Genomic DNA, 22,433 nt, shown 5'->3' with positions numbered 1-22,433 from the left:
GGCGTCTTTCCTTCCACGGCAAACCTGCCATAGCGCGAAAATGATTTCCCGACTGCCGCCGCTCGCATCCTGGACTTCCGCCCTTGTCGCCGCCCTGATCGGGTTCGGCGGAACCGTCGCTCTCGTGGTCCAGGCCATGCAGGCGCTCGGGGCCAACGGCGGGCAGGTCGGTTCGGCAGTCACGGCCCTGTGCCTCGGCATTGCCGTGGCGGGGGCGATTCTCTCGCTGTGGATGCGCATGCCGGTGGTGCTCGCCTGGTCGACGCCCGGCGCGGCACTGCTGGCCGCGAGTGACGGGGCCGTTGCATGGCCGGTGGCGACAGGCGCGTTCGTTGCCGCGGCGGGCCTGATGTGCCTGCTCGGCCTGGTTCCCGCACTCGGGCGACTGGCGGCGCGGATACCGGCCTCGGTCGCCTCGGCGATGCTCGCGGGGGTGCTTCTGCCGTTCTGCCTCCAGCTTTTCCGGACGCTGGAAACCGACGCGTTGCTGGTCGTGGTCCTGCTGGTGGTCTTCGTGATCGCCCGGCAGAGGTTTCCGCTCTACGCGCTGTTGCTGGTGCTGGTTTCCGGCGTCGCCATCGTGCTGGCGCGCGGGGATGTGGCGGGTTTCGAACCCGGATCGCTGCTCGGCGGGATGGAGCCGGTAACCCCGGCCTTCGATATCAAGGCGGTGGTCAGCATCGGCGTGCCGCTGTTCCTTGTGACGCTGGTATCGCAGAACCTGCCCGGTCTCGTCGTGCTGCGGACGGCGGGCTACACGCCCAGGCCGCAACCGCTGCTGCTGGGGACAGGACTGGCTACGATGGTGCTGGCGCCCTTCGGAGCGCACGGGGTCAACCTCGCGGCGATCACGGCGGCGATCTGCACCAGTTCGGATGCGCACCCCGACCAGGGGCGCCGCTGGATGGTCGGCCTTATCTATGCCGGCTTCTACCTGGCGTTGGCCCTGTTCTCGGCCCCGTTGGTGCAGTTCTTCCTCACAATGCCCCGGACCTCCATCGCCGCCTTCACAGGCATAGCGCTCATCGCGCCGCTTTCGGGCGCGGTTGAGCACATGCTGGTCGAGAAAACCGAACGGGACGCCGCGATCCTGACTTTCGCCGCGACCGCCTCCGGGGTTTCGGTCCTTGGCATCGGCTCCGCTTTCTGGGGCCTGCTGGCGGGGTTCGCGGCGCTGGCCGCCAAGGCCATGTTCGCGCGCCGCGTTTGACGGCGGAGCGCGCCCGCCGTAACGCGCGGGACATGACCGTTACCCGCTTCGCTCCTTCGCCCACCGGGCACCTCCACGTCGGCAACATCCGCACGGCACTGCACAACTGGCTGCTCGCGAAGCAGGCGGGTGGACGCTTCCTTCTGCGTATCGACGATACCGACGCGGCGCGTTCGAAAGAGGAATATGTAGACGGCATCCGCGCCGATCTCGCCTGGCTCGGTATCGCGTGGAGCGGGGAGGAGCGCCAGTCTGCTCGCGTTGCCCTGTACGAGCGCGAGTTCGAGCGGCTGAAGGCTGCCGGGCGCGTCTATCCCTGCTGGGAGACGCCGCAGGAACTGGAACTGAAGCGCAAGGTCCTGCTCGGCCGTGGGCTACCGCCGATCTACGATCGCGGCGCGCTCAGGCTGCCGGAAAAGGAAAAGGCCGCGAGGATCGCTGCGGGGGATCTGCCGCACTGGCGCTTCCTGCTCGATCATGACGAACCGATCGAGTGGGAAGACGGGATTCGCGGCGCCCAGAAATTCGATCCCGCGCAGATCAGCGATCCGGTGATTCGCCGCGCCGATGGTTCCTGGCTCTACATGCTGCCTTCCGCCATCGACGATGTGGACATGGGCGTGACCCGGATCCTGCGCGGTGAGGACCACGTTTCCAACACCGCGGCGCAGGTCCAGATGTTCACCGCACTCGGCGCGCCGGTCCCGGCCTTTGCGCACGAGGCGCTGCTGGTCGGCGCCGAGGGCAAGCTGTCCAAGCGTCTCGGCTCGCTGGGCGTCGCGCATTTTCGTGAGGTCGGTATCGAGCCGCAGGCGGTCGTTGCGCTGCTCGCGCGGCTCGGCACGAGCGATCCGGTAGATCCCTCGCTGGACGCCGAGGCCCTCGCAGCGGCGTTCGACCTTTCCCGTTTCGGCCGTGCGCCCGCCCGTTTCGACGAGGCGGAACTGGAGCGTGTCAACGCGGCGATCGTTCATGCGCTGCCATTCGAGGCGGTGTCCGCGCGCCTGCCCGAGGAGATGGACGCCGGGGCATGGGAGACGGTGCGCCCCAACCTCGCACATGTTCACGAGGTGCATGACTGGTGGAAGGTGGTCATCGGCCCCATCGAAGCGCCCGAGCTTTCGGAAGAAGACCGGGCTTTCCTGGCACAGGCAGGCAAGGTTCTGGCGGGGATCGAGTGGAGCGAGGGCGTGTGGAAGATGCTGACCGGCGCGCTCAAGGACGCGACGGGGCGCAAGGGCAAGGCGTTGTTCCTGCCGCTGCGTCTGGCGTTGACGGCCATGGAGCATGGGCCGGACATGGGCGCGCTGCTGCCGCTGATCGGGCGCGATGAGGCTCTGGCGCGGCTGAAGATCGCCGCTGGCTGAGCAAGGGGGAGGCCGGGCAGCAGATGCCCAGCCTCCCGGAATATCGGACCGGAATCCCCGCGTCCTTATTCCATGAACCATCCGTGGCTGGCCACCAGGGACTGCCCGGTAAGCGCATTCGTCTGGAAGCCCGCGAAGAACAGCGCCACTTCGGCGATATCGTCAACGGTGGTGAATTCGCCGTCCACGGTTTGGCCGAGCATCACCTTGCTGATCACTTCGTCCTCGGAGATGCCGAGTTCCTTGGCCTGTTCCGGGATCTGCTTGTCCACCAGCGGGGTGCGGACGAAGCCGGGGCAGATCACGTTTGAGCGGACGCCCTTCCTGCCGCCTTCCTTGGCGACCACGCGGGCAAGGCCGAGCAGTCCGTGCTTGGCGGTGACGTAGGCGGACTTGAGCGGGCTCGCTTCCTTCGAATGGACCGAGCCCATGAAGATGATCGAGCCGGACTTCTGCGCGTACATGTGCGGCAGCACGGCCTTGGAGGTGAGGAAGGCGCCGTCCAGATGGATGGCAAGCATCTTCTTCCAGTCGGAGAAGGCGAACTGGTCGACAGGGTTGACGATCTGGATGCCGGCATTGGAAACGAGCACGTCCACCGTACCCCAGGCTTCCACCACGGCGGCGACGCCCGCGTTCACCTGATCCTCGCTGGTCACGTCCATGGCGACGGCGAGGGTCTCGGTGCCGTACCGGGCCTTGATCTCGTCGGCGGCTTTCTGCGCGGCATCGATGTTGAGGTCGGCGATTGCCACTTTGCCGCCTTCGGAGGCGTACTTGTGGGCGATGGCGTTGCCGATGCCGCTGGCGGCGCCGGTGACGATGCAGGCCTTGTCCTTCAGTTTCATTCACCTACTCCTGGTTGTCCGATCCGGTGCGGGGCTTTGTCCGCAAGGTCGAACGTCATGATTTCGTCAGGCTTGAGATGCCGCCTCGTCCACTCGGGGTGCTCCAGCGAGAATTGGGCGTCGGCCTTTCCGGCTTCCCAATGCTCGGTTACGGTCATGCGCGAGAATTCGTAGTCCTTGGACATCGTCTCGTACCCGCGGGGGCGGTTGATGAGGTGCATCACCGCCACCGCGCCGGCAGGGCGGCAGCCGAGCAGTCGGTGCAGGTCAGGATCGTCGCGCAGTTCCTCGGGCAGCCTGTGGGCAAGCCGCTGAGCCGCGGCGCGCATTTCCTGGAGTTGCTTCGAGAGGTCCGTGTTGAGACGCGTGCGGCTGGAAAAGCGGATGTCCTTCTCGCGCTGGGCGATATCGGCCATCGTTCGCGGAACCGACCCGCGCGATGGGAAGAGGTCTACCTGGAACACCGTCATCTCGCAGGGGCTGCGATTGTCGAGCACGTACTGCAGCGGCGTGTTGGAGACCAGGCCTCCGTCCCAGTACCATTCGCCGTCGATCTCCACCGGCGGAAAGCCGGGCGGCAGTGCGCCACTGGCCATGATATGCTCGGGGCCGATCCTGCGATCGCTGCTATTGTCGAAATAGGCGAAGTTGCCGGTCATCATGTTGACCGCCCCTACCGAAAAGCGGGTTTCCGCCCGGTTGATCCGTTCGAAATCGACCCGATCAAGCAAGGTCTGGCGCAGCGGCGCGGTATCGTAGAAGCTGAGGCGGTCCAGTTCTGCGGGCCACTCGGGCAGCGGTGTGGGCAGGCGCGGGGTGAAGAAGCCGGGCACGCCGAAAGTGGCCGCCCATCCAGCCGAAACCTCGTTGAAGGCGCGGCGGGCGAACCCGTTGCCGATATCCAGCTTGTAGAGCAGCTCGTTGCTCAGCCCCTCCCAGAATGTCCGAAGCTGCGGCACGCGGTCTTCCGGTGCGTTGCCGGCGATGATCGCGGCATTGATCGCACCGATGGAGATGCCGGCGACCCAATCCGGCGCATGGCCTTCGTCGGCAAGAGCCTCGTACACACCGGCCTGGTACGCTCCCAGCGCGCCGCCGCCCTGCAGCACCAGAACCGACTGGTCGCAGCCGAGCTTGTCGTTGAAATCGGTAGTTCTGCGGGCGTTCATGGGCAGGGTCCTGCGCATGGGGATGTTGCACCGCAACAGTTGGGGCCAGGCGCGCCGCGTTTCAAGCGCCGGATGCCGTGATATCGATCAGCCGAACAGCCAGTGTCCCAGCAGGCGGTCGAACGGAAAGGTGAAGAAGCCCGCGATCAACAGGGCGCCGGTGATGAGGCCGCGCACGGTGCGGCGGTGCCGGGTGACATTATGGCGACGCGCGGCGAGGACCAGCACCGGGACCATGATGAGCGTGAACACCGAAAGGATATGGATCAGGCTGAAGTGGCCGGGCTTGCCGACATGCACGAAAAAGCTGTCGAGCGCGGTCAGCATCATGGCGGCGGACCAGATATAGCCGATCACGCGGTGCCGCCCGTCGCCGCGCCGCCGCCAGAGCAGCACGGGCGTCAGCACCAGCGCAACGAGGATCGTGGCGAGATGTATCCAGATGACCGCCGGAATGAGCGGCCACTGCGGCATCCCGCGCAGGATCGCCACGCAGATGAAGCCGAGCATGACCAGCGCCAGAGCGCCCAGCGCCCGTTCCAGCCGGTCGGGGCCGCGCAGGTCCTGCACGCTCACGCCCTTTACCTTTTGCCTATCCACTTCCTGAACTACCCCTGCCGTCGCTTCGTTCATGCTCGTCCCCTGTCCGGTCCGGTCAGAACCCTGCGCCTTGCGGCCAGTCCGGCCCGGTCACGCCCATGACCTTGAACAGGGTTCCCATCTCGTCATCCCTGATAAGCCGATCCGTGGCCCGCCGGATAGTCTCTGCGTGTTGCGGTGCAGCGGATGACAGGTTGGCGGCGCGCGTCTCGATCCCCAGCGCACGCAGGAAATCGCCCTGCGTCACCGTTCCGAGCCAGGTCGCACCTTCATTTCGGGCAATGTCGGCAAGGATCGTGAAATCGACGAGGCAGGTAAGGTCGGCCTCGCCGGGCATGGCGAAGGGATCGACCTTGGTATGCGCGTGGAGCGCCTGAAGCGTGGAGCCGGTGCAGGGCTCGGCATAGCCATAATCTATCAGCAGGGCGGCTCCGCCCTGCGCGGCCATGCGCGTGGCAATCTCGTGCATGACGGCGGCCGCGCCCGGGCAAGTCTCGATCAGGGTGCCTTCGTCCGCCGGTTTGAGCGCGTCCGGCACGGCAGCGTCCATCGGCTTGTCCCCGGCGACGGGACGGAAGCGATCTTCCCCCCAGTCGACCATGCGTTCGCGCCAGCCTTCTGCCGTTTTCACCAGTTGTCGAACCGGCAGCGCGTCGAGGAATTCGTTTCCTACCAGCAGCAGCGGCGCATCGGTGGGCACGCTGGCGAGGTCGTGATGCCACTGCGCATCCGGCACGGCCTCGGCCTGAAGTGCTTTCAGGGCGTTCGAGCTTTCAACGAAGTGGACCTGCGGTTCCAGGCCGACCCGTTTCATCGTGCGCAGCGCGTCGCGCGCCAGGGTGCCGCGCCCGGGGCCGAGTTCCACGTAGTGGACGGGAACCGGGCTGCCCGCGCGCATCCAGATGTCCGCCAGCCACAGGCCGATCAGTTCGCCGAACATCTGGCTGATCTCGGGCGCGGTGATGAAGTCGCCCGCGCTGCCGAGAGGATCCTTGTCGGCATAGTAGCGGGCGTTCGATTCGCCCATGTAGTGCAGCAGCGAGATCGGCCCGTAGCTGCCGATCAGCCGCCGGAAGATCGTGGTGAGCGGCTCGGCATTCGCTTTGGTCATCGTCGGGCGGCCTGGCCGGCGGGGATCAGGCGGTGACCGGGCGAACTGCCGCCAGCGCCGGCTTGGTCAGTGCGCGGGCGACCAGCGCGAGGCCCAGCAGGATCAACGGGATCGTCAGCCACTGGCCCATCGACAGGCCGGTGCGGGAGGCGAAGTCCTGGAGTTGGGCGTCGGGCTGGCGGAAGAATTCCACGGTGAAGCGCGCACAGGCGATGCCGGTGGTGAAGACGCCGACCAGCAGGCCTGGACGGAACCGCGCGCGGGTCTTCCAGAACAGCGTGAGCATGATGACGATCATCAGCAGGCCCTCGAGCCCGGCTTCATAAAGCTGGCTGGGGTGGCGCGGCAGCGGCCCGGCGTCGGGGAAGACCATGGCCCAGGGCAGGTTGGGATCGGTGACGACGCGGCCCCAGAGTTCGCCGTTCACGAAATTCGCGAGGCGGCCGAACATCATGCCGAAGGGCACGCAGACCGAAATGTAGTCCGCCACCCGCAGGAAATCGAGCTGGCCGCGCCAGGAAACCCACGCCATGGCCAACAGCACGCCGATCAGTCCGCCATGGAAGCTCATGCCGCCGTGCCAGAGCGAGACCAGCGCGCCCGGGTCCGACCAGAGGCTGGGAATGCCGGTGTCGCCGCCCGTATAGAACGTGGCGTAGCCGAGGCGCCCGCCCAGGATGATGCCGATCGTGCAGTAGAAGAACAGGTCGTCGGCATGGCGCTGCGCGAGCGGCGCGCCGGGGGCCTTGATCATCCGCGACAGGTGCCAGTAGCCGAGCATGATGCCCGCCAGATAGGCTAGCGAGTACCAGCGCAGTTCGAAGCTGCCGATCCGGAAAAGATAGTTCTTGAGGCCCAGGTTGACCCAATAGATCGGCTGGTGCGCTTCTGCGGCGGCGGTTGCGGCAAGTGCTGTCAGGGACAAGTGCTCGACCTCGTATCTCGTCTTGCCATCGGGCCGGAGCGGCGCCGACGGTGCGTTGCCGGGGCCTTCTGGCATAGCCGGGGGGGCGATGGTAGGCCGGATTTCGGCCCTCCACCCAAAATCGGCAGGCCGAGCGTGCGGATGTTGTTCCCCTCAAGCTCTTGAATGTCTAGATATCACCCGACATGAGCGTGATCCGCATCCCTTCGCCCCGTTCCGTGATCGACCGCCGCGCGCTGGTCGAGGCCATAGAAGCCGTTGTTGCCGAAGTCGGTGCCGCCAAGGGGCGCAAGCAGGTGGTCGAACTCCTGCGCGAGGCGCTGGAGAACGGCCGGGCCGAGATTGCACGACGTCTCGTGGAAAAGCCGTCCGCCGGGCACGAAGTTGCCGAGGCGCAGGCCTATCTGGTCGACCAGCTCCTGAGAGTGATTCACGATCACGTTTCCACTCACGTCTACCCGGCGATGAACCGCTCCAAGGGCGAGCGTCTTTCGATCATTGCCGTGGGTGGTTACGGACGCGGCGAGATGGCCCCGCATTCCGATGTGGACCTCGCCTTCCTCACCCCGATCAAGCAGACCGCCTGGTGCGAGCAGGTCATCGAGGCGATGCTCTATTTCCTCTGGGATCTCAGCCTCAAGATCGGCCATTCGAGCCGCTCGGTGGACGACATGGTCCGCATGAGCCGGTCGGACCTCACCATCCGCACGGCCATGCTGGAGGGGCGCTATGTCTGGGGCGACCAGGAACTCTACGAGGAAGTGCGCGCGCGCTTCTGGAAGGATGTCGTCGCCGGGACCGAGCGCCAGTTCGTGGTCGAGAAACTGGCCGAGCGGGAGGAACGTCACAAGCGGATGGGCGACAGCCGCTACGTGGTCGAACCCAATGTGAAAGAGGGCAAGGGCGGCCTGCGCGACCTGCACACGCTCTATTGGATCGGCAAGTATATCCACAAGGTGCGCGATCCCAGCGAACTCGTCGACGTGGGCCTGCTTACGCACAAGGAATATCGCGCCTTCCGACGGGCCGAGAATTTCTTCTGGGCAGTGCGCTGCCACCTCCACACGATCACCCGCCGGGCCGAGGACCGTCTGACCTTCGATCTCCAGCGCGAGGTGGCGGCGCGGATGAACTATTCCGACCGGCCGGGGAAAAGCGCGGTCGAGCGGTTCATGCAGATGTTCTTCCTTCAGGCGAAAGTCGTGGGAACGCTTACCGGCGTCTTCCTTGCGCAGCTTGATGACCAGTTCGCCAAGCGCCAGCCGCGCGGTCTGCTCGCGGGGTTCCGGGCACGCCCTCGCACGGTGAAGGGCTACAAGGTCTTTGGCGGCCGCATCATGGTCCCCGGAGAGAACTGGTTCGAGACCGATCCGGTGCGCCTGATCGAGATTTTCGTCATCGCGGACCGCGAGGGGCTGGAAATCCATCCCGAGACCATGCGTCTCGTCTCGCGCGATGCGGCGCTGATCCGTGACGACGTGCGCCGCGATCCGCGCGCCAACGAACTGTTCATGGAACTGCTCACCAGCCGCAACAACCCGGAAGTCGCGCTGCGCTCTTTCAACGAGGCAGGCGTGTTTGGGCGGTTCGTCACCGAATTCGGCCGCGTCAACGCGCAGATGCAGTTCGACATGTACCATCACTACACGGTGGACGAGCATACGATCCGTGCGATCGGCCTGCTATCGCGCATCGAGAAGGGGGAACTGAAGCAGGACCACCCCCTTGCTCACGAGATCATCCACAAGGTCCGTTCGCGCCGGGCGCTCTACGCGGCGGTGCTCATGCACGATATCGCCAAGGGCCGCGGCGGCGACCATTCCGAGCTCGGCGCCGAGATCGCGTTGAAGCTCTGCCCTCGCTTCGGTCTCGACGAGGAGGAGACCGAGCTGGTTTCGTGGCTCGTGCTGCAGCATCTCGTGCTGTCCGCCACCGCCTTCAAGCGCGACTTGTCCGACACCAAGACGATCACCGACTTTGTCGAGCTGGTGCAATCGGTGGATCGCCTCCGCCAGCTTACCCTGCTCACCATCGTCGATATCCGCGCGGTGGGGCCGGGAACGTGGAATTCGTGGAAGCGCCAGCTCATCAGCGAACTTTACGGTGCCGCCGAGGAAAGGCTGCGTCTCGGCCATGTCGAGTTCGGGCGCGAGAAGCGTGTGGCGGCCAAGAAGGCCATCGTCGCCGCCGGTGTCCCCCGGAACGAGCTGCTGGTGCAGGAACTGGGCAGCCAGTTTGCCGATGCCTACTGGATCGCCGAGCCGGAAGACGTCATCGCCAAGAACCTTGCGCAGTTCCATGCCTCGAAGGACGAGCCGCTCTCGATCGTGACCGAGTATTACCCGGCGCGCGGGGCCACTCTCGTGACCGTGATCGCCTCGGACCATCCGGGCCTGTTCTACCGCATTGCCGGCGGCATTCATCTGGCTGGCGGCAATATCATCGACGCACGCATTCACACGACCCGTACGGGCCGCGCGGTGGACAACTTCCTTGTTCAGGACCCGCTGGGCCGGCCCTTCATGGAAGAGACCCAGCTGGCCCGCCTGCGATCCTCGATCGAGAACGCGCTGGCGAACCGCATCAAGATCCTGCCGCAACTCGTTGCCCGGCCCGATGCCAGGCCGCGGGCCGACGCTTTCGAGGTGCGGCCGCGCGTGCTGGTGGACAACAAGGCATCCAACCGCCTCACCGTGGTGGAGGTCAACGCCCGTGACCGTCCGGCGCTGCTCAACCGGCTGGCGCATGCGTTGTTCGAATCGAAGCTCATGGTCCACTCCGCCCATATCGCCACTTATGGGGAGCGTGCGGCAGACACGTTCTACGTTACCGACCTGCTGGGCGAGAAGCTGACGTCGTCCTCCCGCATCAGGGCGCTCGAACGTCGCCTGCTGGAAGCGGCCAGCGAAGGCAGCCTGACCGAGGTGGCGGCCTGAAGCCGGCGCCATGAAAAAAGGCCCCGAAGCGTCTGCTTCGGGGCCTTTTTTGCGATCACTTCGTCTCGGAAGTCCGGTCTTCTTCCGGCACCTTTCGCATCGGCACTGCCGAGAGCCAGTCTTCCATCGCCTCGATATCGATGCCGCCCCGCGTGCGGTCCATACCGCCGATGAAGCCGCTGAAGCCGTCGCCGCCTTCGGCCAGGAAGTTGACCACGCTTACCCGGTAGCTCTTCGCCGGATCGAGCGGCTTGCCGTTCAGCGTGATTGCCGTGATCCGCGAGCCTGAGGGGCGGCGCATGTCGAAGGCGATCCGCATGCCGGCGCTGGGCGTAAGCATCTGCTTGTCGCCGGTATCGTCGAGCCCCTGTTCAAGCGTCGCGCGGATGGCCGCGCCGGTCAGCGACATGGTGACGAGTTCGTTGTTGAACGGCTCCACCGCATAGATCTGGCCGAAGGTCACGGTGCCGTCTGCCGCCGGGATCAGCGAGGTGCGGATGCCGAAGGGGTTGGTGAAGGCGATCTGCGCGCCGGCCTTGAGGGTCGCGGCGAGCTGCGAATCGGCGATCAGGTTGCCGAGAGAGCCGCCTTGCGCGGTGCCGTTTCCTTCTTCCTTGCCAAGCGGGCCGGACAGATGACCCACCGGCCGGGCGACGAGGTGCAGCGAGGCATCCTTGTAGCGCTGGATGAACGCCGCGACGTCGGCTCGGGGTTGGAACTGCGGGAAGGCCGCGCTGTTGGCAACCTCGCCCTTGGCGGACTTGTAGGCGGCGGACTGCACGATCAGGTTGTGCGCCTGCTTGTCGATCAACTTGTGCGTCACCGGGTCGAACTTCAGCGTGATGTCCGTCACCAGCTTGCCGTAGACGCCCGCGCTGGTCAGCAGGATCGGCCCGGCCCGGATGTTGGCGGTGTAGTCGCAGACATAGGCCCAGTGGGTATGCCCCGAAACCACGAGATCGACGCCGGGATTCAGGTGATCGAGGATGGGTTCGATCTCGCCGGTCATCTGGTTGCAGCCGTTGGGATCGGGCGTACCGGTGGTGCGTCCGCCCTGATGGATCAGCACGACCACGGCATCCGCGCCCTGCGCCTTCAGCGCCCCGGCGGCGCGGTTGATCGTCTCCGCCTCGTCCGCGAACTTCAGCCCTTCCACCCGGTCGGGCGCGACGAGCGTGGGCACCGTCTTGAGCGAAAGGCCCACGAAGCCGACGGTGATCCTGTCCTTGCCCTCGCCGAAGGTCTTGATGCCGGTGGCGGGGAACAGCGGTGAACCGTCAGCCAGGGTCGTGCTGGCGGCGAGGTACTTGTAGCTGGCGCCCTTGAAGGCTTCGAGCTGGCAGGGCTGGACCCGCGTGTTCTTCTCGCAGCCGCCGTTCTGGAGGCGCCGCAGTTCCTTCCAGCCCCGGTCGAATTCGTGATTGCCCACCGCGTTGAATTCCACGCCGACGCGGTTCATCACGCCCACCGCAGGCTCGTCGAGATAGAGCGAGGAGGCGAGCTGTGAGGCGCTGGTCAGATCGCCCGCCGCCACGACGACGTTGTTGGCATGCCTTGCCTTCAGCGAATCCACCGCAGATGCGAGCCAGGCTCCGCCGCCCGCCGGCACCGAAACTTCGTTGCCCTGTCCGTCCGGCGCATCGACCGATTGGTTCGGCGGTTCCAGCGCGCCGTGGAAATCGTTGATGGCGATCACGCCGACCTCGATCGGGGCCGCGGCTTGTTGCTGGGTGGGGCCGGATACGGGCGTCGTTGCGCAACCGGCAAGCAGCGCGGCCATGAGCGAGGCGGAAAGGAGCGGGAGATGACGGGGGAGGGAGAGAGTCATGCCCCTGCTCCTATCGGATCATTGCGCGGCGCGGCAACGATTTTTCGCGCCATTTTGCACCTCGCCAGACCCACTGCTTGACACGGTTTACACAGTCCAGGGGACGAAAAAGCGGCTCCCTTGCCGCAGACCCGCCGCCGGGTCCGGCCGAAGTGGAAGGAGGGGGTCTGCGTGAGCCATGCCGGTCAGGATATTGCGCGGCGGCAACTGTAGGAAAGCGGAACGTTCAGTCCGCGTCGTCCTCCAGGCCATGCATATCGTCGTCGGAAAGGCCGAAGTGGTGGCCAACTTCGTGGACCACCACATGCGTCACGAGGTCTTCCAGCGTCACCCCGGTCTCGCACCATTCCGCCAGTAGCGGCTGGCGGTAGAGGGTGATGCGCGGGCGGAACTCTCCCGCGACCCAGACGGATTCCTCGTCCAGCGGGCGGCCGTGGTAGAGGCCGGTCAGTTCCCATGCATCTTCCAGCCCGACGGCGCGCAGGGTGTCCTCGTCCGCGAACTCCTCGACGTGGACGGTCACCCCGTCGAGGTGCTGCGCGAACGGTTCGGGAATGCGCGCGAAGGCGGCATGGGCGAGAGCCTCGAACACGTCGGGCCCGGGGGCATTGCCGAAGCGAGTGGACAGGCCTGACGTCATGATGGCTACTCCTGCACGGCATCCGGCGCGACGATGCGCCCGATACCCGCAGCGGTCGAGGGGTGATAGGTCGGCCTGGCTTCGGCGAAGAAGTCCCGCGCCTTGGGCTGGCCCCAGTCGCCCTGCTTCATCAGCCCCTTGTAGAGCGGATAGACCAGCAGCCCGCGCCCGATCCGCGAAAGATAGCCGCGCAGATAAGGTACTGCCGGATCGTAGCGGTTGGTGATGGCCAGTTCGAACCAGGCCGACTGGACATAGGCATTGCCCGAGGCCGAGAGTCCGAGCGTCTCGTCCAGTTCCTTCAGGCGCGCGGGCGTCTGCCGGCGGTCGATGCCGTTGAGGAAGCGCAGCCATTCCTGCGTGGTCCAGCCCTTGGGCTGCACCGCGCTGGCGGGGCCGCCCGCATTGAAGGCCGCCAGCTTTGTATCGATTTTCGCCAGTGTGGCGCTGTGGACGCGAACGGCATTGCCGGGCAGGCCCGCGCCGTAGGACCAGCGGTCGAGCTGGAGTTTCAGTTCGAGGTCGGGCTGCCCCTTCAGCAGGCGTTCGCGCAGGTCCGACAGGAATCCGGCGGTGGTCTGCGGCTGGAAAGCGTGGCGGTCGAAGTAGGAAGTGAGATAGGCGTCCCACTTCTCGCGGCCCACGGTGTATTCGATCATGCGCAGGAAGTTGGACCCCTTGGTATAGTCCACCTCGCCCGCGCCCGGTTCACCGTTCAGGCGCGTGGCGGCGCCGGTCTGGCCGCCGGCATCGGCGATTTCGCGGCTCATCACGTCCCAGTCGAGATCGGCATACGTCGCGGCCTGCTCCTTGCCGTAGAGCGACTCCATGATGCGGTTCTCGAAGTAGGTGGTGAAGCCCTCGTTCAGCCACGAATCCGACCAGGTGGCATTGGTGACGAGGTTGCCCGACCACGAATGCGCCAGTTCATGCGCGACGACATCGGTGTTTGAGCGGTCCCCCGTGACGATGGTTGGCGTCAGGAAGGTCAGCATCGGGTTTTCCATGCCGCCGTAAGGGAAGGCAGGCGGCAGCACGAGCATGTCGTACCGGCCCCAGCGATAGGGACCGTAGAGCTTGCTGGCGGCGTCGATCATCTTTTCGACGTCGACGAATTCCTTCGCCGCCTTGTCCAGCATCGGCGCCTCGGTCCAAACGCCGGAACGCGGGCCGAGCGACTTGAACTTGAGATCGCCCACCGCAAAGGCGATCAGGTAGGGCGGCACCGGCTTGTCCATGCGGAAGCGGAATTGGCGGCGGCCGTCGGGCAGCGCCTCTCCCTTGTCGCCCGAAAGCTTTTCCGCGCTCATCACCGCAACCATGTCGCCCGGCACGCGCAGGGTGGCTTCCCAGGTCTGGCGGATGCCGGGGCTGTCCTGCGTCGGCACCCAGGAACGGTTGAGGATTGCCTGGCCCTGGCTGAACAGGAAGGGCTTCTTCTTTCCGAAGGTCATCTCCGGCGGCAGCCATTGCAGCGCGGTGGCGCCGGGCTTCGACCGGTAGGTTATCCGGATCTGCCTGGCACCGGCCAGTTCGACGGTGAGCGCCGAACCGATGTCCTTGTCCTTCGGGCCAAGCGTCCATTTCAGCGGCTTGCCGGCAGGGTCGGTTATCGCGGCAATGTCGATATCGTCGGCGTCGAGCACGATCTGTGCCGCATCGGGGGCGGCCAGCACGTCAAGCACGGCGCTCCCCGCGAGAGTCTTCGTGCCGAAATCGACGTCGAGATCGAGGGCGACATGGGTGACGCGGGCAACCTGAGGCTGGGCGTGAGTCCAGACGTCTTTCGCGTCGGGCGTCGTCAGGATCGGGGCAGGCGCTGTCTGGGCGATGGCAGGGGAGGCGGCAGGGGAGGCGGCAGGGGCGGCGGTTCCGGCAAGCAGCGCGGCAGCAAGGAGAATACGCATGGGCGCGACTTATGGCCGCGCCCATGCCGGCGTGCAAGCTACAGCGTCGCGGGGAAGATGTTGAACTTTCGCGTTCCTCCGGCCCGCGCGATCGCGGCCTGCACGTCGGGGCGGTGCTTGAGGGTTTCGAGGCCCGCCGCGAAGGGTGAGGGCGGCAGGTTCGCCGGGAGCGGATCGTAGTCGCTGAGCTGGGTCAGCGCGTTGATCCGGCGATCCGGGTCGTCCAGCCGGGCGATCATCGATGCGGCTGCCGCGTCGATCCGGCCAGTGCAGATCTGCAGGTCGGTAACCGCCTCGGGATGGTCGGCCGCGTGGGCTTCGGCATAGGCGAGGTCGGCCTGTGCCAGGTCGGTCTTGCCCAGCGCCTGCGCCGCGCAGCCCCGCGCCAGGCGCAGTTCCATCACGCCGTAGGGGCTGGCCATGCTGTCCGTCTTGCCTTCGACGGTGGCCAGCGTGGCAAGGGCAGCGTCGTCGTGCCCGAAGCGTGAATGGAGATAGGCCAGGTTGATGGTCTGGCTGAAGTTGCCGGCGCCTCGTTCGCCGCCCTCGATGGCCTTGCGATAGGCCGCAGCCGCCTCGTCGTAGCGGCCGAGCTGTTCGTAAGTGCGGGCCATGCCGTCCCACCACCAGTTGAGCTGCTTGTCGTGATCCGAAAACTGCTTGGAAAGCACCCCTTCCGGCCGTGCGGCCTCCAGCGTGGCAAGCGCCTTTTCGGCCTGGCCGAGCGTGCGCCGGGATGCGGCGATGGCGATGGGCAGTTCGAGCAGGCCGGGGCGGGTGACGCTGCGGCTTTCCAGCGCTGCGATCTGCCGTTCATAGGCGGCGCGCAAGTCGAAGCTGGCGGGCAGCATGTCCCGAAGCGCGGGGTCCAGGGTTATCTCGCGCAGGGCATCGGCGGACCGGATCGCCGCTATCTGAGCAGCCGCGGCCGGTCGATCGCCGGAGGAGAGGAGCAGGCGCGCATAGGACCGGCGCATCCAGTCGAACGCCATGTCTTCCTTGCCCCGCGCGAATTCGGGCGCGGTGAGCAGCGCGAGGAGGCGGCGATAGGCCGGGTTGTCCTTGTCCTCCTGGAACTTCCGGCTAAGCGCGAAGAGCCATTCGGTGTCGACACCGTCGATCCCTTCCGGAAGGCGCTGCTGCATGGCTTCCAGCGTGGCGACGGCGTCCTCCGGCTTGCCGCCGTCGAGTTCGATGCCGAAGCGCAGCGTCCATGCGATCTCGGGCGCACCGGTGATGGCCGTGGCGGCGCGGGCATGGACGAGCGCGGGTTCGATCCGGTTCGTCCGCGCTTCGCACAGGGTCGAGATCAGCAGGAAGGGAAAGCGGACCGGTTCTTCCAGCGCCGGGAAATCCTTGCTGGCGACGATGGGCGAGACCTGGCCCAAGGCACCCTCGCAGTTTTCCGCTTCCATGTAGCGCTGCGCCTGCGTGAGCGCGGTAGCTGCCGTCTGGCCGATATCCTTGCGGGCCAAGGCTGCCTGCGGAGCCAGGGCCAGTGCCAGACCTGCCAGCAGTGCCGCGCGCGCGGATGCACCGCGTCCGAATTTCGTCATGTCGTCCCCCATTGCCGAGCGGCCATGCTAGGGGAGCGGAGTTGGCTTGTCAGCCGGGCAAAGCGTTAAAATCGCGGTCATTTCGGACGGTGCCGGCAGGCAGGGAAGCGCGCGGCTTCCCTGCCCTTTACCGTCACACGTCGAGGTTGGCGACGTTCAGCGCATTTTCCTGAATGAAGTCGCGGCGCGGTTCCACCACGTCACCCATCAGGCGGGTGAAGATCTCGTCGGTGACGTCTGCATCCTCGACCTTGACCTGGAGCAGGGCGCGGTTTTCCGGGTCCAGCGTGGTTTCCCAGAGCTGCTCCGCGTTCATTTCGCCCAGGCCCTTGTAGCGCTGGATCGAGAGGCCCTTGCGGCCCGCGGCGAGCACGGCTTCGAGAAGCTGCGAAGGGCGGCTGATGATATCGCCGCCAGCCACCGGACGGGCGGTGGGGGTTTCCTCCTCGCCATCGGTGGTTTCGGCTTCGACCGCTGCCGCACTGGCGCGAACGAGGCGGGCGGTGGCGGAATAGACTTCGGCGTTCTCCACCGCGAGCTTGGCGAGCTTGCGGGCTTCGGCGCTGGCAAGGAAGCCTGCTTCGATCTTGTGGTGATCGGTGACGCCGCGCCAGAGGCGCTCGATCTCGAGATTGCCGTCCTCGGTGAGGCGGGCGGTCCACTTCGCCTCGGGATCGCCGAGGTCGAGCCACTGGGTCGAGCGGTTGAGCGCGTTGGTGCGGTCCGCCGGCGAGAGATCAGGTGCGAATGCGCCGGCGATCGCCAGGGCTTCGATGATGACGGGATCGAAGCGTCGGGGAACGAAAGCCATGAGGTTGCGCATGCGGATCGCATGTTCGACCAGCGCCTCGAGGTCCGCGCCCATGCGCGCGCCGCCTTCGGTTTCCAGCACGCGGCCGGCAAGGCCCGCCTCGACAAGGTAGCGATCGAGCGCGGGATTGTCCTTGAGGTAGACTTCCGAGCGTCCCTTGGCGACCTTGTAGAGTGGCGGCTGGGCGATGAAGAGGTGCCCGGAACGGATGATGTCCGGCATCTGGCGATGGAAGAACGTCAGCAGCAGGGTGCGGATATGCGCACCGTCGACGTCTGCGTCGGTCATGATGACGATCTTGTGGTAGCGCAGCTTCTCAAGGTTGAAGTCGTCGCGGATGCCCGTGCCCATGGCCTGGATCAGCGTGCCGACCTCCTTCGAGGAGATGATGCGGTCGAACCGCGCGCGCTCCACGTTGAGGATCTTGCCCTTGAGCGGCAGGATCGCCTGGGTCTTGCGGTCGCGGCCCTGCTTGGCGCTGCCACCTGCCGAGTCACCCTCGACCAGGAACAGTTCGCACTTGCTGGGATCGCGCTCCTGGCAGTCCGCCAGCTTGCCGGGCAGCGAGGCGATGTCCATCGCACCCTTGCGGCGCGTCAGTTCGCGGGCGCGCTTGGCAGCTTCGCGCGCGGCGGCGGCGTCGATCACCTTCTGGATGATGGTCTTGGCGTGGCCGGGGTTTTCCTCCAGCCATTCGCTCATCTTGTCGGCCATCAGCGATTCGAGCGGCTGGCGCACTTCCGAGGAGACCAGCTTGTCCTTGGTCTGCGAGGAGAACTTGGGATCGGGCAGCTTGACCGAGACGATCGCGGTCAGGCCTTCGCGCATGTCGTCGCCCGAGAGCGAGACCTTTTCCTTCTTGAGCAGGCCCGAACGCTCGGCATAGCCGTTGAGCGTGCGGGTCAGCGCCGCGCGGAACGCGGCCAGGTGGGTGCCGCCGTCACGCTGCGGAATGTTGTTCGTGAAGCACAGCACGTTCTCGTAGTAGGAATCGTTCCACTCGAGCGCGACTTCCATGCCGATGCCGTCCTTGTCCGCGCCGATCGCGATCGGTTCGGGCATGAGCGCCTGCTTGTTGCGGTCGAGGTATTTCACGAAGGCGCCGATGCCGCCTTCGTAGTAGAGGTCATGCTCCAGCGGTTGCTCATGGCGGTTGTCGCGCAGCTTGATGCGCACGCCGGAATTGAGGAACGCGAGTTCGCGGTAGCGGTGCTCGAGCTTGTCGAAATCGAATTCGGTGACGTTCTTGAACGTGTCGGTCGAGGCGAGGAAGGTCACGCGGGTGCCCTTCTTGAAGCCGTTGTCGTCCGCATTGTCCGCAACCTTCGGTGCGGTGCCCCGCACTTCCAGCGGGTTCACGGCATCGCCGTGGGCGAACTTCATCCAGTGTTCCTTGCCCTCGCGCCAGATCGTGAGTTCCAGCCATTCGGACAGGGCATTGACCACCGAGACGCCCACGCCGTGGAGGCCGCCGGAAACCTTGTAGGCATTGTCGTCCGAGGTGTTCTCGAACTTTCCGCCCGCGTGGAGCTGGGTCATGATGACCTCGGCGGCGGAGACGCCTTCCTCGGCATGGATGCCGGTGGGGATGCCGCGTCCGTTGTCTTCCACCGAGACGGAGCCGTCGGCGTTGAGTTCGATCAGCACGAGGTCGCAGTGACCTGCCAGTGCCTCGTCGATGGCGTTGTCCGAGACTTCGAAGACCATGTGATGCAGGCCCGAACCATCGTCGGTATCGCCGATGTACATGCCCGGCCGCTTGCGTACCGCATCCAGCCCCTTGAGGACCTTGATCGAGTCAGCGCCGTAGCTGTTCTGGTTCTTGCCGTTGTCGGGCCCGGTGCCGGGCGTGCTGTCTTCGGTGCTTGCCATGCCGAGCATATAGGGTTTGGCGGCTATAAACCCAAGCAAAACCGGGTTCGGGGGCGGGCTTTTCCACAAGGATTGAACTCTCCCGGAAAACGTCCTCCGTGCGGTGTCGCCAACCTGTTGCCGAGGAGCGCCCGGTTGCGCGCGGCGCATGCCCGGCTGACGGGGAATCCGGGATCGCGGTTGTGCCGGACGCAAAAAAGGCGGCCACGAGGGCCGCCCTTCTGTCTAGTCGGAAATGCCGACCCTCAGATGAGGGTGACGGCAAATGCCAGAGCGCTCACACCCAGCGCTGCGGCAAAACCGAACGTCTTTTCGACGATGGTCATTGAAATGCTCCTGCAAACATTCTTGTTTTCTTTTTATCGCATGCATGGCTCTTCTCGTCGCTCATGCTGCAAGTGCGAGATAGGCTTGATTGGAATTTCTGCAACGTCAAAAGCAACAATCTTGTTTGCTATTTATGCAACTGCATTGCCGGTTCCGGGAAGCGCGCAAAATGGCAGGTGCAGGGCCTGCGCGTACTGGACACTCGCACTATCCCGCTATAGTGGCCGCCCATGACTACTTCGACTCCTGGCCAGAGCCCTACCCAGACGTCCGATTCCATCCTGATCGTCGATTTCGGCAGTCAGGTCACGCAGCTCATCGCTCGCCGCGTGCGGGAAGCCGGCGTCTATTCCGAAATCGCCCCGTTCAACGCCGCGAAGGAAGCCTTCGCCCGCATGAACCCTGCCGGCGTGATCCTTTCCGGATCGCCAGCGTCGGTGCTGGACGCGAACGGTCCCCGCATTCCTGACGAAATCCTCGATAGCGGCCTGCCGATGCTGGGCATCTGCTACGGCCAGCAGTCGCTGATGCATCAGCTTGGCGGCGAAGTGCTGTCGGGAGATTCGGGTGAGTTCGGCCGCGCCTTCATCGAGATCGGTGACGATTGCGCGCTGTTCGACGGGCTCTGGGCCAAGGGGGAAAGCCATCAGGTCTGGATGAGCCACGGCGACAAGGTGACCAGCCTCGCTCCCGGCTTCCGCCCGGTGGCATCGAGCGCCGGCGCGCCCTTCGCGGTGATCGCCAACGACGAGAAGCGCATCTACGCGATGCAGTTCCACCCCGAAGTCGTGCACACGCCCGACGGCGGCAAGCTGCTCAAGAACTTCGTCCGTCACGTCTGCGGCCTTGCCGGCGACTGGACCATGGCCGAGTTCCGCAAGACCAAGATCGAGGAAATCCGCGCGCAGGTCGGCGAAGGTCGCGTGATCTGCGGCCTGTCGGGCGGCGTCGATTCGGCGGTTGCGGCGCTGCTGATCCACGAGGCGATCGGCGACCAGCTCACTTGCGTCTTCGTTGACGGCGGCGTGCTGCGCATGGGCGAGGCCGAGCAGGTCGTCAGCCTGTTCCGCGGCCACTACAACATCCCGCTGGTACACGTCGATGCCTCGACCCTGTTCCTCAAGGGTCTTGAAGGCGTCACCGACCCTGAAGCCAAGCGCAAGTTCATCGGCAAGACCTTCATCGACGTCTTCGAGGACGAAGCGAAGAAGATCGGCGGCGCCCAGTTCCTGGCGCAGGGCACGCTCTATCCGGACGTGATCGAATCGGTCTCGTTCACCGGCGGTCCCTCGGTGACGATCAAGAGCCACCACAACGTCGGCGGCCTGCCCGAGCGCATGAACATGCAGCTCGTCGAGCCGCTGCGCGAACTGTTCAAGGACGAGGTCCGCGTGCTCGGCCGCGAACTCGGCCTGCCCGAGATCTTCGTGGGCCGCCATCCGTTCCCCGGACCGGGCCTGGCGATCCGTATCCCTGGCGAAGTGACCCGCGAACGCTGCGACATCCTGCGCAAGGCCGATGCGATCTACCTCGAGGAAATCCGCAACGCGGGTCTCTATGACGCGATCTGGCAGGCTTTCGCGGTGCTGCTGCCGGTCAAGACCGTGGGTGTCATGGGCGACGGCCGCACCTACGACAGCGTCTGCGGCCTGCGCGCCGTCACCTCGACTGACGGCATGACCGCGGACATCTACCCGTTCGACGCCGCCTTCCTGTCGCGCGTCGCGACCCGCATCATCAACGAGGTCAAGGGCATCAACCGCGTGGTCTACGACTACACCTCGAAGCCGCCGGGCACGATCGAGTGGGAGTGATCCCGCGCATGCATTGAGTTTTCCAAGGAGCCGGGTCCCCAGGGATGCCGGCTCCTTCTCTTTCAGAGCAGGAAGCCGCGGCCTTCGAGGCGGAGCAGGAAGGCTTTTGCTTCCAGCCCGCCCGCGAACCCGGTGAGGGTGCCGTTCGCGCCGACTACCCGGTGGCAGGGCGCGACAATCGAGATGGGGTTGCGGCCGTTCGCGGCGCCCACGGCGCGGCTTGCACTGGGGCGGCCAAGGGCCACGGCGATCTCGCCGTAGCTGCGCGTTTCGCCGAAGGGGATCAGGAGAAGCTGGGCCCAGACGCTCTTCTGGAAATCGGTGCCGCGAAAGTCGAGGGGGAGGTCGAACGATTGTCGCTTCCCGGCGAAGTAGTCGGCAAGCTGTGCCTTGGCTTCGTCCAGGATCGGATGGCTTTCCGAATCCGCGATGTCGCCAAGTCGCACCCGGCTGGGGTCGTCGTTCTCCCAGAGGATCGCTGCAAGGCCCCGGTCTCCGGCAATTAGCGTGAGCTCACCGACGGGAGAGGGCATCTTGTTTCGGAGCAGCGGCATCGGGCGGTCTTTCCGTGTTCGAACGAGGTCTCCCGGCTCCAGTAGTTCAGTGCCGCCGCCGCGGCCAGTGCGCCGCCTCGCTCGCCCACAGAGCCCACCAGATCAGTACCGGCTGCAAGGCGAGGCGCGGGATATGATAGGCGAGGCCCAGGCCGTGGCCGGGGTTTGCCAGATCGATAAGCATATGCTGGGCGTTGGCGGGCCAGACGCAGAGGGCGTAAGCGGCCAGGCCCCAGCCGGCGGCTTTGCGCAAACCGTTTGAGAAGGGCTGGAGCAATCCCGCCGCGCCGAGGATTTCCGCCACGCCGGTCAGCGAGACGGTTGTGGCGGGGGCGGGTACCCATCCCGGAACGATCGAGACAAACGGCGCGGGAAGGACAAGGTGGAGAATGCCTGCGGCCAGGTAGAAGAATGCCAGCAGCCACCGCGGGATGTATCGCCGCAAGGCTCTTCCGCGCATCACTTGCCGCATGGTCCGCAACGCAGAAGGCGGCCGCGGGTCATGCCCGGGCCGCCTTCCTCAGGGGACGCTTCAGGTTCTACTTGGCCGATGCGGCTTTCGGCTTGGTATAGGGCACGAAGTCCTGCAGGCCGACGAATCCGCTCCACATGCTCGGCGTGCTGCGGCTGTGAAGCTGCACGGTATCGAGACGGCAGAGCTGGCTCGAATAGAGCTTCGTGACGAGGATATCGTCCGAATCGAGCCGGTCAGCATTGGTCGGACGGTTGACGTAGAGCGTTCTGCCGACGCGGTAGACGAGCGCGGTCTTGTCGATCACCTGAGTGTCCTGCGACTGGCTGAGCTGGATGCAGGATACCGGGTCTCCGGCCACGCGGCCGTCGAGCAGCTTTGCAAGCTGTTCCTCGCCGGTCAATTTCTGGCGGGCGTTCACGGTGGGCGCGGCGAGCAGGCTTGCCGCGATCAGCGTGGCGCCGACGACATGCTTCAGTGACATGG

General features: G+C 65.6%; 17 protein-coding genes. 4 read left to right on the top strand and 13 right to left on the bottom strand.

The genetic code is table 11. The features are described from left to right. The first annotated feature begins 40 nt into the window (after positions 1-40). The gene (locus tag ACLIMP_RS01860) at positions 41-1,210 is read left to right on the top strand and encodes a benzoate/H(+) symporter BenE family transporter (RefSeq protein WP_324697164.1); all 1,170 of its coding nucleotides are present in this window, start codon (positions 41-43) and stop codon (positions 1,208-1,210) included. Between the two features lie 32 nt (positions 1,211-1,242). Continuing rightward, entirely contained in the window at positions 1,243-2,577 is a 1,335-nt protein-coding gene (gene gltX, locus ACLIMP_RS01855) for a glutamate--tRNA ligase (protein WP_324697162.1), read from the top strand. A 65-nt stretch (positions 2,578-2,642) separates the two neighbouring features. Here gltX and ACLIMP_RS01850 read toward each other — a convergent pair whose 3' ends face one another. From ACLIMP_RS01850 to lgt, 5 genes are all read right to left on the bottom strand, one after another. Then, entirely contained in the window at positions 2,643-3,425 is a 783-nt protein-coding gene (locus tag ACLIMP_RS01850; protein ID WP_324697160.1) for a 3-hydroxybutyrate dehydrogenase, read from the bottom strand. Further along, positions 3,422-4,594 (bottom strand): patatin-like phospholipase family protein, encoded by a 1,173-nt coding sequence (locus ACLIMP_RS01845; protein WP_324697158.1) that lies wholly within the window; start codon positions 4,592-4,594, stop codon positions 3,422-3,424. Before ACLIMP_RS01845 ends, ACLIMP_RS01850 begins: the two co-directional genes overlap by 4 nt. An 87-nt stretch (positions 4,595-4,681) precedes the next feature. Then, positions 4,682-5,227, bottom strand: coding sequence for a DUF2306 domain-containing protein (locus ACLIMP_RS01840; protein WP_082370632.1), 546 nt, complete (start codon positions 5,225-5,227; stop codon positions 4,682-4,684). A 22-nt stretch (positions 5,228-5,249) separates the two neighbouring features. Next, entirely contained in the window at positions 5,250-6,305 is a 1,056-nt protein-coding gene (locus ACLIMP_RS01835; protein ID WP_324697155.1) for a class I SAM-dependent methyltransferase, read from the bottom strand. Between the two features lie 25 nt (positions 6,306-6,330). Continuing rightward, a complete protein-coding gene (gene lgt / locus ACLIMP_RS01830) occupies positions 6,331-7,230 on the bottom strand; it encodes a prolipoprotein diacylglyceryl transferase (RefSeq protein ID WP_324697153.1) in 900 nt (299 codons plus the stop codon). A gap of 185 nt (positions 7,231-7,415) precedes the next feature. Between lgt and ACLIMP_RS01825 the strand changes: the two genes are divergently transcribed. Then, on the top strand, positions 7,416-10,166 hold the full coding sequence (locus ACLIMP_RS01825; protein ID WP_054442246.1) for a [protein-PII] uridylyltransferase: 2,751 nt from the start codon (positions 7,416-7,418) through the stop codon (positions 10,164-10,166). A 55-nt stretch (positions 10,167-10,221) separates the two neighbouring features. On the opposite strand, the gene ACLIMP_RS01820 is transcribed toward ACLIMP_RS01825, so the two are convergent. From ACLIMP_RS01820 to gyrB, 5 genes are all read right to left on the bottom strand, one after another. Further along, on the bottom strand, positions 10,222-11,994 hold the full coding sequence (locus ACLIMP_RS01820) for a bifunctional metallophosphatase/5'-nucleotidase (RefSeq protein WP_443478015.1): 1,773 nt from the start codon (positions 11,992-11,994) through the stop codon (positions 10,222-10,224). A gap of 226 nt (positions 11,995-12,220) precedes the next feature. Then, positions 12,221-12,634, bottom strand: a complete 414-nt coding sequence (locus tag ACLIMP_RS01815) for a metallopeptidase family protein (RefSeq protein ID WP_054442248.1) — start codon at positions 12,632-12,634, stop codon at positions 12,221-12,223. A gap of 5 nt (positions 12,635-12,639) precedes the next feature. Further along, positions 12,640-14,541 (bottom strand): M1 family metallopeptidase, encoded by a 1,902-nt coding sequence (locus ACLIMP_RS01810; protein ID WP_324697146.1) that lies wholly within the window; start codon positions 14,539-14,541, stop codon positions 12,640-12,642. A gap of 38 nt (positions 14,542-14,579) precedes the next feature. Next, positions 14,580-16,097, bottom strand: a complete 1,518-nt coding sequence (locus ACLIMP_RS01805) for a tetratricopeptide repeat protein (RefSeq protein WP_324697144.1) — start codon at positions 16,095-16,097, stop codon at positions 14,580-14,582. Between the two features lie 133 nt (positions 16,098-16,230). Then, on the bottom strand, positions 16,231-18,780 hold the full coding sequence (gyrB, locus tag ACLIMP_RS01800; protein WP_324697142.1) for a DNA topoisomerase (ATP-hydrolyzing) subunit B: 2,550 nt from the start codon (positions 18,778-18,780) through the stop codon (positions 16,231-16,233). 557 nt (positions 18,781-19,337) lie between these two features. Between gyrB and guaA the strand changes: the two genes are divergently transcribed. After that, on the top strand, positions 19,338-20,921 hold the full coding sequence (gene guaA / locus ACLIMP_RS01795; RefSeq protein ID WP_054442251.1) for a glutamine-hydrolyzing GMP synthase: 1,584 nt from the start codon (positions 19,338-19,340) through the stop codon (positions 20,919-20,921). A gap of 62 nt (positions 20,922-20,983) precedes the next feature. On the opposite strand, the gene ACLIMP_RS01790 is transcribed toward guaA, so the two are convergent. From ACLIMP_RS01790 to ACLIMP_RS01780, 3 genes are all read right to left on the bottom strand, one after another. Further along, a complete protein-coding gene (locus ACLIMP_RS01790) occupies positions 20,984-21,475 on the bottom strand; it encodes a methylated-DNA--[protein]-cysteine S-methyltransferase (protein ID WP_324697140.1) in 492 nt (163 codons plus the stop codon). A 46-nt stretch (positions 21,476-21,521) separates the two neighbouring features. Next, positions 21,522-21,920 (bottom strand): DoxX family protein, encoded by a 399-nt coding sequence (locus ACLIMP_RS01785; protein ID WP_324697138.1) that lies wholly within the window; start codon positions 21,918-21,920, stop codon positions 21,522-21,524. Positions 21,921-22,014: 94 nt separating this feature from the next. Beyond that, the gene (locus tag ACLIMP_RS01780) at positions 22,015-22,431 is read right to left on the bottom strand and encodes a hypothetical protein (RefSeq protein ID WP_420719850.1); all 417 of its coding nucleotides are present in this window, start codon (positions 22,429-22,431) and stop codon (positions 22,015-22,017) included. Positions 22,432-22,433: the final 2 nt, after the last annotated feature.

The sequence above is a fragment of the Novosphingobium aeonii genome (genome assembly GCF_052279045.1).
In the GTDB taxonomy this organism is placed as follows: Bacteria; Pseudomonadota; Alphaproteobacteria; order Sphingomonadales; family Sphingomonadaceae; genus Novosphingobium.
This window is presented reverse-complemented; position numbering and strand designations above follow the sequence as displayed.